This window comes from Fundicoccus sp. Sow4_D5, from assembly GCF_052116365.1.
Taxonomy (GTDB): Bacteria; Bacillota; Bacilli; order Lactobacillales; family Aerococcaceae; genus Fundicoccus.
Genome location: NZ_JBQKLF010000011.1, coordinates 61,524 through 76,749 on the forward strand (window position 1 = coordinate 61,524; position 15,226 = coordinate 76,749).

Annotated in this window: 10 protein-coding genes; 8 read left to right on the forward strand and 2 right to left on the reverse strand. The window is 37.0% G+C overall.

The window, feature by feature from the left end; genetic code table 11:
* Window positions 1-508 precede the first annotated feature (508 nt).
* The 6 genes from ACTQ45_RS11530 (at window position 509) to ACTQ45_RS11555 (ending at window position 5,146) form a co-directional block, all read left to right on the forward strand.
* Window positions 509-772, forward strand: a complete 264-nt coding sequence (locus tag ACTQ45_RS11530) for a L,D-transpeptidase (RefSeq protein WP_441763790.1) — start codon at window positions 509-511, stop codon at window positions 770-772.
* A gap of 317 nt (window positions 773-1,089) precedes the next feature.
* Entirely contained in the window at window positions 1,090-1,245 is a 156-nt protein-coding gene (locus ACTQ45_RS11535; RefSeq protein ID WP_441763791.1) for a hypothetical protein, read from the forward strand.
* A gap of 12 nt (window positions 1,246-1,257) precedes the next feature.
* Complete coding sequence (locus ACTQ45_RS11540) at window positions 1,258-1,758, forward strand: cysteine hydrolase family protein (RefSeq protein ID WP_441763792.1); 501 nt, start codon at window positions 1,258-1,260, stop codon at window positions 1,756-1,758.
* A 316-nt stretch (window positions 1,759-2,074) separates the two neighbouring features.
* Window positions 2,075-2,788: an ABC transporter substrate-binding protein gene (locus ACTQ45_RS11545; RefSeq protein ID WP_441763793.1), complete on the forward strand. Its 714-nt coding sequence runs from the start codon at window positions 2,075-2,077 to the stop codon at window positions 2,786-2,788.
* 64 nt (window positions 2,789-2,852) lie between these two features.
* On the forward strand, window positions 2,853-3,500 hold the full coding sequence (locus ACTQ45_RS11550; RefSeq protein ID WP_441763794.1) for a DUF5110 domain-containing protein: 648 nt from the start codon (window positions 2,853-2,855) through the stop codon (window positions 3,498-3,500).
* 551 nt (window positions 3,501-4,051) lie between these two features.
* Window positions 4,052-5,146: an acyltransferase family protein gene (locus ACTQ45_RS11555; protein ID WP_441763795.1), complete on the forward strand. Its 1,095-nt coding sequence runs from the start codon at window positions 4,052-4,054 to the stop codon at window positions 5,144-5,146.
* A 117-nt stretch (window positions 5,147-5,263) separates the two neighbouring features.
* On the opposite strand, the gene ACTQ45_RS11560 is transcribed toward ACTQ45_RS11555, so the two are convergent.
* Complete coding sequence (locus tag ACTQ45_RS11560) at window positions 5,264-6,637, reverse strand: polysaccharide deacetylase family protein (protein WP_441763796.1); 1,374 nt, start codon at window positions 6,635-6,637, stop codon at window positions 5,264-5,266.
* A 310-nt stretch (window positions 6,638-6,947) separates the two neighbouring features.
* On the opposite strand from ACTQ45_RS11560, the gene ACTQ45_RS11565 reads away from it, so the two are divergent.
* A complete protein-coding gene (locus ACTQ45_RS11565) occupies window positions 6,948-9,053 on the forward strand; it encodes a LysM peptidoglycan-binding domain-containing protein (RefSeq protein ID WP_441763797.1) in 2,106 nt (701 codons plus the stop codon).
* Window positions 9,054-9,384: 331 nt separating this feature from the next.
* On the opposite strand, the gene ACTQ45_RS11570 is transcribed toward ACTQ45_RS11565, so the two are convergent.
* Window positions 9,385-14,103: a G5 domain-containing protein gene (locus tag ACTQ45_RS11570; protein ID WP_441763798.1), complete on the reverse strand. Its 4,719-nt coding sequence runs from the start codon at window positions 14,101-14,103 to the stop codon at window positions 9,385-9,387.
* A 277-nt stretch (window positions 14,104-14,380) separates the two neighbouring features.
* Here ACTQ45_RS11570 and ACTQ45_RS11575 point away from each other — a divergent pair, with 277 nt between their 5' ends.
* Window positions 14,381-15,214 carry an LCP family protein gene (locus ACTQ45_RS11575; RefSeq protein ID WP_441763799.1) on the forward strand — a complete coding sequence of 278 codons (834 nt, stop codon included), beginning with the start codon at window positions 14,381-14,383 and terminating at the stop codon, window positions 15,212-15,214.
* Window positions 15,215-15,226: the final 12 nt, after the last annotated feature.

Genomic DNA, 15,226 nt, shown 5'->3' on the forward strand with positions numbered 1-15,226 from the left:
AGTAGTGTTGAAATTGTTAAGAGTTAATTTGCGAATAGTACTATTATTTAACACTGTTATCATTACTAACTTAATCTGCAGTATTATAGCTAGTGATATTATGAGAAAGATAACGAAAGTTTGTTCGTACTCTTTGCGTACAGCTATGATAACAGATTAAAATAAAAATGCAAGTGTATAAACACAATATGTTGTGTTGTTTTTGTGGTTGTCGGCATATATGTTGTGTTTTTTTACTTAGGAAGAGTGCGAAAGGGAATCAGAATATACTACTTATCGCAAAAGGTATCATAGTTCTTCTAGCTAGACGAAGTTCATCCAGTAACTTAAACTACAATCATCAAGCAACATCATTTTTCAACGACACCCACCAAAGGCATTGTCGGTGTTGCAGAAGGGTCCAACTGGAATTTACCTACGCTACTGGGGATGACTTTTTCGTCGTGGTGTTAATATGCGAAAGTAGTCGGTAAGCAACATGTATCGTTCCGATTATCACGGGTAAACTTTGGAACAACAGATGGGAGAATCACCGTCGGAATTGACGGGCTTTAACCCGCGTACCGGTGCTGATTATGTGCAGCCGGTGACTTACTGGCTGGCCTTTGACTACACGGGGCAAGGGATTCACGATGCCAACTGGCAGCCGACTTTCGGGGGCGACGCTTACCTGACCAACGGTTCCCTGGGCTGTATCAACACACCGCCTGATATCATGGCTCAAGTCTACGCATACGCCTATAACGGCATGCCAGTGCTAGTCTTTCAATAAGGCAAAATACTACCTTATAACATGTGGCGAAGAAGGGGAGGAATCCTCTTCTTTTTTTGATGAGTCTTTGCTTGTGAAGGTAATCTGATGGCCCACAAGCCTACAATAATTTTGTTTAGTTTGCCAAGACAACTCCTTGATTGACAGTAATCGTTAACGGTTCAAAATCACTGGGTGGGTGAACAAGCAAAGATAGAAATGTGGGGGAGTCAAAAGTCGAATCATTTAGGGGAAGTAAACGATTTCAAATCCAGGGTCATATCGTTTTATTTAGCAATCATTTTGTGCTAAGTTTTAAACAAAGGAGATGATTGAGAATGAAGGTAAACGAGAGATGCTGTTCATTTTATTACCGTAATGTTCCGATTACTGAGGAGATAAAGTTTGATCCATCTAAGACTGCATTAATTCTGATTGATTTACAAAATTATTTTGTTGATCGCCCAGATTTTGAGACAGAAAAAGAAGCTTAAGAATGGGAAGAAATGTATGCCTATATTCATGAAACTGTTGTCCAAAATAACGAACGTTTATTAAAATTTGCCAGAGAACATGATATGCTTGTGATTCATGCGATCATTGAATCAAGTTTTGATGATGGTAGAGAGCGTTCAATGTCCCATCGACGGCCTGAATTTAACAATATCGTCATCGCCCCTGTTACTTATGAAAGTAAAATTGTTACACCACTCACACCACAGAAAAATGAGGTAGTGATTAAGAAGACATCACACTCTGCGGTAGATAGTTCCTTGGTGCTATTGCTGAATAACTTGGGCATAAACGATGTGATTACAACAGGTTTAGTAACAGATCAATGTGTCTCAAGTACCGTTAGAGGCTTATCGGACCATAACTTTAGAGTCTGGACAGTTGAAGATACCACGATGGCCGGTACGTTTGAATTAAGAGATAATGAGCTGACCATTCTGAACAATACCTACTGTAACGTCGTTAATACAGAAGAGATACTGAACGTTTTATAACGGCATGCCGGGGCTAGTCTTTCAATTAGCCAAAATACTACCTTATAACATGTGCTGAAGAAGGGGAGCAATCCTCTTCTTTTTTTTGTTAAGCGAAAATATAGTCTCACACTTAAATGACTGTTGGCCTGATAGTGAGAAATTACAGCCTCAATTATCAGGTGACACTGTCTGGTGGGCGTTAGGAGCGTTCGGTATTTATCGTGGTGTAGAAATACTTTCCTAGAGCCGGGCTAAAGCATCATTCAAGCCACTCGTAAGAAGCGAATTTTTTTCAAATATAAAAGCGTTAACCTAAATGAAAAAGAGTCATCAAATGAAGAAAAAAATGGTTACAAATGCTTTTGCGATGCTTGCTACTTTATCAATCGGATTGTCAAATGTCTCAATGGTCAATGCTCAAGAAGCTGAGTGGATTATTAGAAATAAGGTCACGTATGACTTAAGCCAAGTAGTAAACAATGAAGAAGAAATTGCAATTCAGTATTGGACGTGGAATTCTGGTGACCCGGTCATCACATTAGCAGAAGAATATCAGGCAATACATCCAAATGTGACAATCGAAATTGTGAATCATCCATGGGACGACTTTTGGACTAAATTACCCTTATCATTACAGGGGAGTGATGGACCAGCGATCTTTAACATTCACAATTCACAACACAACTTATTGATTAATTATCTTAAGCCCTATGATATCGCAATCGAAGACTTAAAGGCAGACTTCAATGGAGTAGAACCGCATATTATTGACGGTAATGTGTATTATATTGACAATGTAATGAATACAGGGAGTATCTACTACAATAAAACAATGTGGGCAGAAGCTGGCTTAACAGAAGAGGACATCCCAGTGACTTGGGATCTATTTAGAGAAGTAGCTAAAAAAATAACGAAAAAAGATGGCGACACTTTGACACAAGCTGGTTTTAACTGGAATGGTGAAACTTACTCAGGTATTTATCAAGGATTAAACTATCAAAAAGGAGAATTATTATTCCAAGAAGATGGACAAACTGTAAACTTATGATCTACAATCAGGCTTAATTTACGAAGGGGGCCGCTCAGTCCAAATTTATAGAGGGCTTGAGAAGATGGGCTTGTTTGCTAAGGCAGGTGCAATTATTCCTTTAACTTCATTTGAGGAGAATTTTGATAACAATACCGACAATCCATCAGATTTAGAAGTGTTGGTCTTTACGGGTGCCGATGGGCAACTTAAATTGATTGAAGACGAAGCGAATTTAACTAAGGACTCACTGTCAGCTTATACAAACATAACGTATCAAGAGCAAAAGCAATTACTTACAATTTATCCTGCTGAGGGAAATACGAGTGTCTTGCCTGAAGAGAGAAAATGGAAGTTTACTTTATATGGTTTGAAGCCGAATGATGCGATAAACGTTATGAGTGGTGATCAACATCTAGAAGCTAAGATTACCTTCGATGCAGCATTAAATGCGACCGTCATTCAATTAAACCCGATAGGTATTAATCAGAAAATTACAATTGATTTAGCAACAAGCACTCAAGCAAATTATGTCGCGACTAAACAGCAACAAGCGTTCGATTATTTAAATGACGCACAAATCGAATACTTATTAAAAGAGCAGTTGTTTAATATTCTAAACGATCAGACCACACTAATCGGCATTCTATCAGAATTCGAAACATTGAATGTTGAACCAGCCATATTACAACCATTGAAGGAAATTCTATGGACCGTCGATGCAATTGAATAAACGTGCTATTTGGACGATATAGCAACTAGCAATCACCAGTACTCATTGTATTTCAATGGGAGCTGGTGATTGTTCGTGTAGGACTTAGTGACATCTCGAGTAACGTCTTCCTGACCTAGGGATATTGCCACACGTCTGACAGAATGGCGTATGGTTAAGAATAAGTCAAAATATGACTTTATACCATGTAGCGAAGAAAAAGAGAATTATTCTTTTTTGTTTAGAAGTAAAAAAGATGATTAAATAACATCACAATAGAATGAGTTTTACTCTAAAATTAATTTAATAATTTAATAATTTAATAATTTAATGGATTTCTGTGATGAGATGGGGAAACATTTATGTGTTATTCTGAAAAACACAATATGTTGTATCAAGAAAAAGAGACCCTACAAATTGTAGGGTTCTAACGCCTTAACCCCCGTGAAGGGAGGACAGCTTTCATTTACCGCGCAGTAGGTGTCGACTATACCCATTAGCATCCCATTGCTTTTCTAATTGTTCGTATGGTAATGTAGATAGAAATAAATATAAACTAAGGAGTTAACTATATGGATAATCCTGTTATACAAAAAACAAAATTTATGTCAATCGATGTAATGAAAGGCATTGCTATCCTGCTAGTCATTTTAGTGCACACATCTCAACGAATTGAAGGTGACATGTTTTTAAAACCTTTTACGAGTTTTGGCCAACTAGGCGTTCAAATGTTTTTTCTAGTTTCCGCTTTCACTCTGTGTAATTCTTTGGAAACTCGAAGTCATGAGCCATTAGCGAAATTTTACCTTAGAAGATATTCTCGAGTTGCTCCTGGTTATTATTTTGGAATTATTCTATATTTTGTCCTAACATCACTTTTTAATGGCTTTGTGTGGGATAGTAACAAAAGCCCATTAAATATCCTAGCTAATATCTTTCTCGTCCATGGATTATATCTTCCTGCAACTAATAACGTAGTGCCGGGTGGATGGTCAATAGGAACAGAATTTTTATTTTATCTTATCTTTCCTTTCTTGTTTCTAGCATATAATTGGGCTAATAAAAAATTCAAGTACTTATATTTATGCTTGCCTTTTATAGCTTTAGCTATATCAATAACTTTAGAATTCAGCCTTTACACGCTGACAAAAAAAGAGGTATATTTTAGGAACAATGGTTTTATATACTATAACATAGTGAATCAAATTCCTGTTTTTTTATTGGGTATGTCACTTTTTTTTGCACATAAAAATGGATTGACTAGTAAAATTAACAAATATCTGAGCATGTCGTTAACTTTGGCATTTTCATTATCAGCTGCACTAATAATGTTCGAATTTGAGAATTATATCGCATTATTTCCCTTTCTAGCTGGATTATCCTTTTCGTTTTTGTTTATCGTTTTACAAAATTCCAATATATCAAAGTTTAGTGTGCTATCTAAAATGGGTATCTATTCATTCACAAGTTATTTGTTGCATTTCATTTTCACTTTTTATTTTGTAACGTTGGCATCAAGGTTTTTAGGTGATATACCTGCTGATTTTAAATTAATTATTCTCTATCCATTAGCCGCGTTACTCACTTTTATCTCATCAAAATACTTTCAAAAATATATTGAATGGCCAGGAGTTATTTTTGGAGAAATGATAAACAAAAAATTCTAACTACATTCTTACAAAGGCTAGATAGTTTTCTAGCCTTTTTTTATTTGTTATAAATTTGTGATTTTATAGAAAAACTAAGTTAATACAACTATCCGCACAGTATGGTTCGAATGTGAACTATACCGCACTTATCTTCACCCATTCTGTCCATGCTCCCGAAGTATTTACATAGCGAGAATAAATTTGATTTGAGTTGTACTTTCTGAACTCCTGTCTGTATACACCGTTTTCCCCGATGTTATAGGTTGTTAATATGCCTATACCAGGGAATCCCGATGCGCCAGCTGAGTTTATATAGCAGGTGGTTATCGAATTGTTAGGATAACTAGATATTGGCGAATCATTTGTATAAGCGTTTCTTGCCGCTGTTTTATGGAACATGTTCTCGTTGTAATAACTTTCGGTGACGAAACGCTCCCAAGCGAACCATTCGTCGTTCATCCAGCGTCGTCTAAACATAGCGCTACCGCCCCCGTATTCATACCACATTTGCCAACTTTGATAGGGGTCCTCGAGACAATAGTATGTTAACAAGGAGCCAGCTGTGGTCGGAAAACCTCTCGACCCCGATGCGGTGAAAGCAATTACTTGATAGGCATGTTTCTTAAACGCTGTCAAAGGCGTGGTGTTGTCAATTGACCCAGATGGCGCGCTGTCAAGAACGATGTTGCTGTGCATCGATTCGCCGAACTTGTTCATCGCATGACCAGATAGCGCCATCATACTGGTTGTGTTTTTTATAAATTCGCCTGACTCCCACAAGTTACCAAAGACATCATAACCGTCAGACAACGTTGCTATTTTTACATTTTTGCTCTTGATATATTGGATGACCGCCTCGAGATGCGCTTGTTGCGTAGCGTTGTGAGAAACATCGGTTGGATGCAACATAAATACCAACCAGCCAGTTTCGGCTATACATTGGTCAACCCTAGCTTTGTAATATTCAAGACTGTCTGTAGCTGGCAATCCTACTACAGCATTGTCAAACCACGACCCGAGAGCGACTCTTTTTATATCGTGTGAGGGAATGACCCCTGTATTAGGGCCCATGACACTCCCTATAGACACACTGTAGTCAAAATACTTGCTTGCAATCCTTCGACCGTCCGGCCCAGCCCCACCGAAAGGATATACAAGTCCTCTGACGTTTAATCCATTTGCCTGTAATGTTTCTTTGGATGTTTTGAGTTCGTATTCTTTTTCAGACTCGGATATATCGCCGATATTCCTATGAGTGACGGTGTGAGATGCTATTTCCCATTTCAAATCATTTTGTAAATATCTTAATTTTTCATAATCTTTATTGATACCTAAGTCTTTCCCTGTGATTATGGCGGAAACAAATGGTACATCATACGTTATAGAAAGCGGTCTTAGTTTATCCCAATCGCCGATATTCCCATCATCCGCAACGAATGTTATAATCGGTTCCTTTTTAGGCCACTGAACTGGTCTTTTTTGATAAACTGTTTGCTCAGTTTGTGCCAACTGCGCGGCAGGTGATATATCCTCACCCTCGTGAGGTAGAAATAAATTCTTCTTAAAATAATTCTGAATCTAAAAATGCATGATTATTACCTAGTTTTTACTGATCGTATCAATGCAACTTAAAGCTAACCACTTTTTCAATAATATTCAGCAACAAAACACTTTCAAATTTTAAACGAATCAAGCCCATTACTTCATTCTTATAAACAAATCCCTCTCATCCCCAAAACTTAACATATCCAACCATAAAAATGTTACAATGAATTAAAATGCAAACGAATACATAGAATGAATGCAAAGGAGTCTATAAATGAAGAAACTAATGCGTAAATCAAAAGGAAGCTGGCTAGTTGTTACCCTTGGAGCTGCGATGTTATCTTTAAACGGACCAGTCGTAAATGCTGAAGAAACGGTGAACGAATCTGAACATGATGCGACGATTGAAACAACACTCAAGCAAGACAGCCAAGTAACAGCCTCAATCGAACAATCAACTGAGAATGTCCCAGCTGAACTTGAACTAGACGAAATGTCCCAAAACTCACCAACTGATTTGCTGTCAGACTCCCTATCAGATAGCCTAAACAATCCAGTTGAAGCTTCAGACGACTCAAAACCAGAAGCCACAGATAAATTTGAATCGGAAGCACCCCAAGAAGACGCTATTAGCCAACCAATCACAGAACCACTTATCGAAACAGAAATTCAACCAGAAGCCGAAGCAGCCACACAAGAAATCAATACCGTAACAGTGCAGACCTTAACGGCAACAGCTGAAACACCCGCTCAAACGCATACCGTTAAATCAGGTGAATACTTATATCTAATCGCCGAGCGCTATGGGATTACGGTTACCCAACTCAAACTATGGAACAACCTGACCTCTAACTATATTTATTCAGGCGATCAACTGAAGGTATCAGCAGGCACAGCAACTACAAAACCCGGTGACGCTCACACAACTAAACCAACGGATAATACACAAACAAGCAACTCATATTACACGGTACGTCCAGGAGATTACCTATGGAAAATCGCCAATCAACACGGCATTACCGTAGCGCAATTAAAAACCTGGAACAACCTAACCTCGAACTATATTTACTCGGGAGATCGCTTTATTGTGTCTAAAACAACTACGACACCGACGCAACCTGAGAAACCAGTCGAAAGTAAACCTGAAACACCTAAAGAACCTGATAAGCCATCTACGAGTCAGCCAACACCAAGTACCCCAACACCCACTTATTATACGGTGAAGTCTGGGGACTATTTATGGAAAATTGCGACACAATACGGGATTACTGTCAATCAATTAAAGTCTTGGAACAAGTTAACAAGCAATTATATTTATTCAGGCGATAAATTAGCTGTAACAGACCCAACAAAAGTAACAACACCCACAGCGCCAGAACCTGAGAAACCGGTCGAGCCAGAAGAACCTTCGACACCCGTTGAACCGACACAGCCAGCTGCCAAGTATCACACGGTCAAATCAGGCGAGTACCTATGGTTGATTGCTAACCAAAACAATATTACGGTCAATCAATTGAAGTCATGGAACAAGCTAACGTCGAATTATATTTACTCGGGGGATCGTTTAATCGTGACAGACCCAACTAAAACGACACCGACGCCGCCGACTAATCCAACTGAACCAAATTTACCAGAAGGTACCTTAACTGGGACGCATGCGGCAGTGCAAGCAGTGCTGAATCAATATAAGAACTCACCGATTCATGTCTTCTATGAGAGTTTAGTCGAAGATGATTTAAGAACGGCTTCTTTAAATGGGGATACAGCCATGTATGGAGCGTCTGTACCGAAGATTGTGTTAGTGGCCTATACTTTGGAGCAAGTTGAGAAGGGCAATCTATCTTGGGATACACCGCTGAAGTATACCTCAAAGATTTATGATTATAATGAGTCTTATGCTTGGGGTGGTAGTGGCACCATTCAATACGAGAACTATCAGAATAATACTTATACCTTACGTGATGTTCTTAATCGCACAATTGTCAATTCGGACAACCTCGGCAGTAACATGTTGCTGCATTATGTAGGCTACCGCGATAAATCAGACTTTAACCGCTTTACCAAAGAAGTGTACGGCGCGCCAAGTTATACGCGCAATATGACACCTCGAGAAATTAATAAAGTAATGGCTTATATTTATGAGCATCCACAACAGCAAGCAATGACCTCTTTAGACCGGACGGATTATGACAAGACGAAACTAGACACTGTTTCGGTCAATGTCTTCCAGAAAATTGGGGCATGGTGGCCGTATTATAACCGCTCGACTGCCATCGTTGAGAGTTCACGTCCATACATTGTGACTGTCCTATCCGATTACTGGTCAGATAGCTCAATTGCGACCCTCGCGAAGAAAATCTTTACAGCGGTAATGAGTTAAACCAAGAATCACCCCCATTCCAAAATACGATTTAAAAAAGTAAATGAAAAACAAATAACACCTAGCCAATAATTCGCTAGGTGTTATTTTTGAGTGGTGAATAATAATTATCGAACTAAGTTCAGGTTACTAAACATCTTTTCGATAATAGCAATATATGGCCGTGAATAATAAGGTGATTTTGTTTATGAAGAGAGGGTAGAAGGTAAGATTATGTGCCAACTGCGCGGTGGTACCGAAAATATCGAACTATGAAACACATATTGGAAAATCCAAAGAGCCTTGCCTGCTTTTAACAGAATGCAGGCAAGGCTCAATTTAATTGTTAATTCTATTCTTGCTTACGCTTACCTTTAATTACGAGGCCTAGCCCTGTAAGTAGGCTGAGTGCACTTAAAGTTAACCAAACCGTTTGAGTATGTTCTCCAGTATTAGGTAATAGGCTAGCAGCGTTTAATGAGATAGAAGGAGTGATAGTATCTAATTCATCTTTCTCTGAAGGTAAAGAAGGGGAAGAATTTCCATTTTCTTCATCTTCTTTAGAATCAACATCTTCAGACTCAATTTCTTCAGAATTATCCTCGTCTAAATCATTTATATCATCTTCATTAGTAGAATGATTATCTTCATTACTATCAGTATCAGGCGTACTAGTATTCGCATCATCATCATCAGTGCCAGAATCAGAATTAGAATTAGAATTAGAATCAGAATCAGAGTCAGGAACAGGTTCCTCTGGAACTGAATCCTCATCAGCATCAGATTGTGGTAGTTCGGGAGTAGGAATTGGTTGTTTGTCGACAATCGTTTCCTTAAATGTCCCCACTTCAATCACTCGATTTACCGCTTGATTAATAGTATGGACCTCAACAACTTGACCGTCTTGATCATAAAAGACTCTGTTTAAGCCCTCAGTTCCTTGGGTCAGGACGTTTGTTTGACCGGTAGCTAATAAGGGGTTCTCATGAACGACGTCTTGATAAGCCACTACTTCATCAGCATAACGATATAATTGAACCGCTGATATTGGCTGTGTAAGAATTTCTTCGCGGCCATCAGAGTAAGTATAACGTGTGCCATTTTGACCAGTACGGACTGCGGTATGGTCGGTTGTGTACTGCGTATCAAATGGTATTAAAACCAGTATCTGTTTATTGGCACCGATTTGTTCAATTCGGCTAACAGGGGCGGAAACAACTAAGGAATCGACGACAGAACCATCAACGTTATAGAAGACAACCCGACGTCCAACGATACCCTCTTGAGTTACTCGGCGCTCTCCAAAGGCTAGGTCAGAAGACTCAACTGTAATGGTAGAGTAGTCAAATTTTTCAATCTTATTTCGGTAAAGTGCAACAGCAGAAACAGGTGCATCCAAGATTTTTTCTTCGCCGTTACTAAAGACTAATTTAGAACCTTTAATCCCCGCACGTACTTCGTGTGCATAAATTGTGTATTCAGTTTCAGGTTCAATCTCAGCAATTTCATTGTCGTAAAGTAAAATTTCTGATATAGCTTTAGTCAATATCACTTCAGATCCATCAGAGTAAACGAGTTTACTTCCATTTTTCCCTTCACGAACTAGCTGTTCATCAGTGGTGTACTCAGTGCCAAAATCAATAGGATGAATACCTAAATTTGTAGCGTCAGTTATCGTAAGACCTACTTGGAAAGGTTCGTCAGTGATTTCATATGTTAGATTTTCGGTGTTAAATGAAACTTCTGTAAAGTATTTATTTGTATAACCGTTCTTGTCTGTAATAATTAAATTGTCAAAAGTAAATGTACTATTCTTAACTGTATCGTACAAATTAATATATAATTTTGCGGTAAAAGAACCATCTTCATATTCAATATTATTATTTATAAGTCTACTATCAACATAAAAAGTTTTAAACTTTGACCAATCACTTAAAGTTAGTATTAAATCATCTATATATGTTTTACTGCGCCCTTTAATTGTTACTTCAGCAAATTCGTCTATGGCATATGTGCTACTATCAATTGAGATTGTATCAATCGTTGGTAATATTTCTATTTTAGTTTTAGTTAGACGCACTTCATTAATAGGTGCTTCAATGATTTCTTCAAATCCGTTAGAGTAAAGGTGTTTTTTCCCTACTTTACCGTTACGAACTTCTTGTGGATTATTCGTAAACTCTACAGAATAATCTGCATCAACCAACTCTTTAGATAAACGTTCTCTTACAAAAATATTTATAACACTACCCTCTAATACTCCTAAATTTGAACCTTTTAACATTTCACTTCTGACAAAATAATATTGTTTATCATCCAGTAAAGCTAAACTTTTACGAATAATACGTTCTTGTTCAGTTAAACCCATACCACTGAAATTAAAAGTTTCCAAATCAACATCAAAGCTCATCAAGGTATCGTGTTCGTTAAAGATATTTACTTGAGTAATCTTTGTTAGGTAAGGAGACAATGAATCGTAATCGATTGGGATTTGTTCTGGTATTAAAGGTATGTCTTTATCGGGTAAGGTAATTACTTTATTTCTTCTGACAAAATACTCTACTTCACGATGTATTAAATCGATATATTCAGCATTATGTAATACTTTTTCTTTAGTTTCGGTTATTTTTTTTACATTATAAGGTTCAAGTGTAGAAGAGTAGGAGCGGTTATATCGGTCGATTCTATCAAAGATACGACTATAGATTGCATCACCAATCAACTCATAACTATCAACTAATTCTCCGGTCTCTAAGTCTATTATCTTTATAGAATTCGATATATTAGGATCCGACACTTGCTCTTCTTTAAGTGCATTGGTTAATGTGCCTTTTGATATAATTTGAGGCGTTTGATGACGTAAATTATAATTGTAAATTTCGTTACCATCTAAGTCATAAAATATTCGTTGAACTCCGTTACTACCTACTTGAACAATTGTTTCAAAACCTAAATATTCTGTTGGGTTTGATTCATAAATTGTTTCAAAATGAAGAGTAAGGTCTGAGTAAGGATACAACTTTACTTCATCAGTTGGATTAGTAATAACACTAACTGTACCATCCGGATAAACATATTTGTGTCCATATGAACCCTGTCTAACCTCGTAATCCCAATATGTATATCTAGTTTCATATGGTATTACAGTAGGTTCTAAAGTCCCAATTGAAATGATTTCATCTGTAGCAGGGAAAACTTCTATTTCCTCAGCCACATCCCAATTAAGATCATAGATTCTTTGATACTCCCCTAAAGTTCCATATTGTAGATGATTTTCTTGACCTTTTAATGACCAAGGATCATCTACATAAATTGTCTTTGGATTCTTATGAAAATATTCTACAACACCTACTTCTATAATATAAGGTTTGGCAGATTGTTCAATCCGTTCTTCAACAATATCACCATTATTATCGAAGAATACTAATTTGAAACCACTATGTCCATAATCAACAATGATTTCCTCTTTAAAAGATAGGTTATTGCTGGCTTTATAAATTGGATCAACTAGTATTTCAACATACTCAGCATAGTATTGAATAACTTCATCAATAACTTCACTAATAATATATTCAGTACCGTCTTCAAAAATATATTTCAATCCATTTTTACCAGATTGGACTTCATCAGAATTAGTAGTATATAAGGTTTTATGTTCTGTATGCACCTCTTTAACGTTGTTATTAATTACATCAAATGTTATTCCTTCAGATTCATTCTCACCAAGTGGTAGGTTTACATTGTTCAGACCTATCGACTGAATAAAATACTGTGTTGGGCCCATGTTTTGGGGGAGTAAAAAGCTTGCAGTATACTCGTATAAATTTTCCGCAATCTTTGAAAGTACTCCAGTTTCCGAAAGATTCAAATTGAAATATTTCGGCCCGAAATGTCCAATGTTATAAATATCTATATTAACATTTGTAATACTATGATCCTCTTCAGCAATTACTTTAATATTCACAGTTTCGCCAACAGAGAATTCTGTTTTATTAATTTCGACATCAATTAATACCGGATCTGTCAGGTCTTGATTCTCATATTCGTAGTAAATAAAACTAGGATCTACATTTGGAATATAGTCGTCAAAAATATTCCCCATATTATCCTCAACATGAACTCTATCTAATTCATACAGCCCTGCGTATTGACCATAAAAATGGATACTGTCATTGGTTAATTCCAGCAAGTAATTTCCATTTTGATTTCTAACCAAACCTTCATCATTATTATAATAAGAAAAATCAAAATAATTACTTGTTTGATAATAAGAACCAGAAGTATATTCTCGATTAATAAACTGTAAACTTAAATAATTAATTATATTTGCTTCTTCAATTTCTACAAAAATATTTCGTGTTTCGTTACCAGTAAAAAACTCTTGACCAGGTGAGATACTGATTATTTTAGGTGGAATTATATCCACTTTATTCGTAGATAATGAAAGTGCCTCTTGTGCCTCTTGCGCCTCTAAGGAACTTAGTTTAGCATCGTTATCAATTTCTTCAACAATTAATGGTTCAGAACTATCCTTAATCGCCTCATCCAATATAATTGATAATTCATTGTCAATTTTATCTAACGAAGTTTCTTCAATTTGTACAGCAGCTTCATAATGTGATTCTGATTCAAAATCTTTGTGATTTTCTGAAACCAATTCCTCTGTCTTAATATCAGTCTCATCCGCTTCATCTTCTTCAAGAACTAGATTTTCGTTTGAATATGAAACCACTGGCTCATCAGCCGATAAAACCTCATCGATTAGAGGGTGATTTAGAAGAGTCTCATCAGTTGCAGAAGTGTTGGTAGCCTCCGATACTTTTTCTTCTTCCATTAAGTTCTCAGCAATATTTAATTCATCTTCCTGCAAATTTTCAATTAACGCAGTATCCTGTATTAAAACAACGTCACTTTCAACCACTTCTTCAGCCTGAACTGAAGTCACACCAAGACTAAGTAAACTACCAACAGCAACAGAGACAACACCAACGCTTAATTTTTTTATCGCAAACTGTGACTTGCGGACGGCAGATTTCTGAATCAGTAAAGACGTATTGTTTTTACCAAGCATTTAGATTACCCCACTTTTCATTATAATGAACTAATGTATAGATTTAATTATATCATGAAGCCTAATAGACAGCTATGTAATTTCTATAAAACAGAACATTTACACAAGCACGTGTTAAAGCGTGTTTGAAGGGGCAATTGAATACTTAAAAATAAAGACGAGGCCATCGATTGATAGGGCTATATATTAAGAATTGGTGTAGTCTAATTTGTTATCTAGTTAATATCGTTAAAAAGTGATATCATGAACAAAGAAATATGACACAAGGAGAAAGCTTATGAAAATTTTTATAAGACGTATCGTTACGCTACTATTCTTAGTAATGCTGATGGTAAATTTTATAGCCCCTGTCCAAAAGATAAATGCACAAGAAAGTAGAGCCTCTACCTCTATCCTCTTGCTCGGAGTAGATACTGGTGATTTGGGACGTTCAGATCGAGGGCGTTCGGATGTTATGATGTTGTTAACCATCAATTCAGCTACTGAACTAATGACTGTGACGAGTATACCAAGAGATGCTTATGTGATGATACCGGGTTATTATATGGATAAGATCAATCATGCGTATGCTTTTGGTGGAGCAGAGTTATCAATGCAGACGGTTGAAGAATGGTTTGATATTGAAGTGGACAATTACATAGTAGTGAACATGGCTGGTTTAAAAGAAGTCGTCGATGCAGTCGGAGGGGTTGATGTTGTATCACCTTCAAGTTTCGATATTTCGGGTTATAGTTTCGTAGAAGGTGTTGAAACGAACTTAGATGGGGATAAAGCCTTAGCTTATGTACGTGAACGTTATACCTCTGGTGGAGATTATGGCCGCCAAGCAAGGCAAAGACAAGTCGTCCAAGGACTCATTAGTAAAATGGCCAGCTTCGATTCGATCTTGAATTTTCAAAGTGTTTACTCCACAATGTCTAGCAACGTTGAAACGGATTTAGGCTTTGTAAATTTAATGCAGTTATTCGCCGAGTATAGACAATTCGCTCATAATATAGAGTTCTATCAACTATCGGGTGGCGGTACAATGATTGACGGCGTTTACTATGATTTAATTTATGATGAGTCTTATCATGAAGTACTCGCGAATCTAAGCTTACAATTAAATTAAATAAAACAGAAC

Coding starts and splice junctions, on each gene's coding strand:
- ACTQ45_RS11535 (WP_441763791.1), top strand. CDS start 1,090: ATGAAGGTAAACGAGAGATGCTGTTCATTTTATTACCGTAATGTTCCG.
- ACTQ45_RS11540 (WP_441763792.1), top strand. CDS start 1,258: ATGTATGCCTATATTCATGAAACTGTTGTCCAAAATAACGAACGTTTA.
- ACTQ45_RS11545 (WP_441763793.1), top strand. CDS start 2,075: ATGAAGAAAAAAATGGTTACAAATGCTTTTGCGATGCTTGCTACTTTA.
- ACTQ45_RS11550 (WP_441763794.1), top strand. CDS start 2,853: ATGGGCTTGTTTGCTAAGGCAGGTGCAATTATTCCTTTAACTTCATTT.
- ACTQ45_RS11555 (WP_441763795.1), top strand. CDS start 4,052: ATGGATAATCCTGTTATACAAAAAACAAAATTTATGTCAATCGATGTA.
- ACTQ45_RS11565 (WP_441763797.1), top strand. CDS start 6,948: ATGAAGAAACTAATGCGTAAATCAAAAGGAAGCTGGCTAGTTGTTACC.
- ACTQ45_RS11570 (WP_441763798.1), bottom strand. CDS start 14,103: ATGCTTGGTAAAAACAATACGTCTTTACTGATTCAGAAATCTGCCGTC.
- ACTQ45_RS11575 (WP_441763799.1), top strand. CDS start 14,381: ATGAAAATTTTTATAAGACGTATCGTTACGCTACTATTCTTAGTAATG.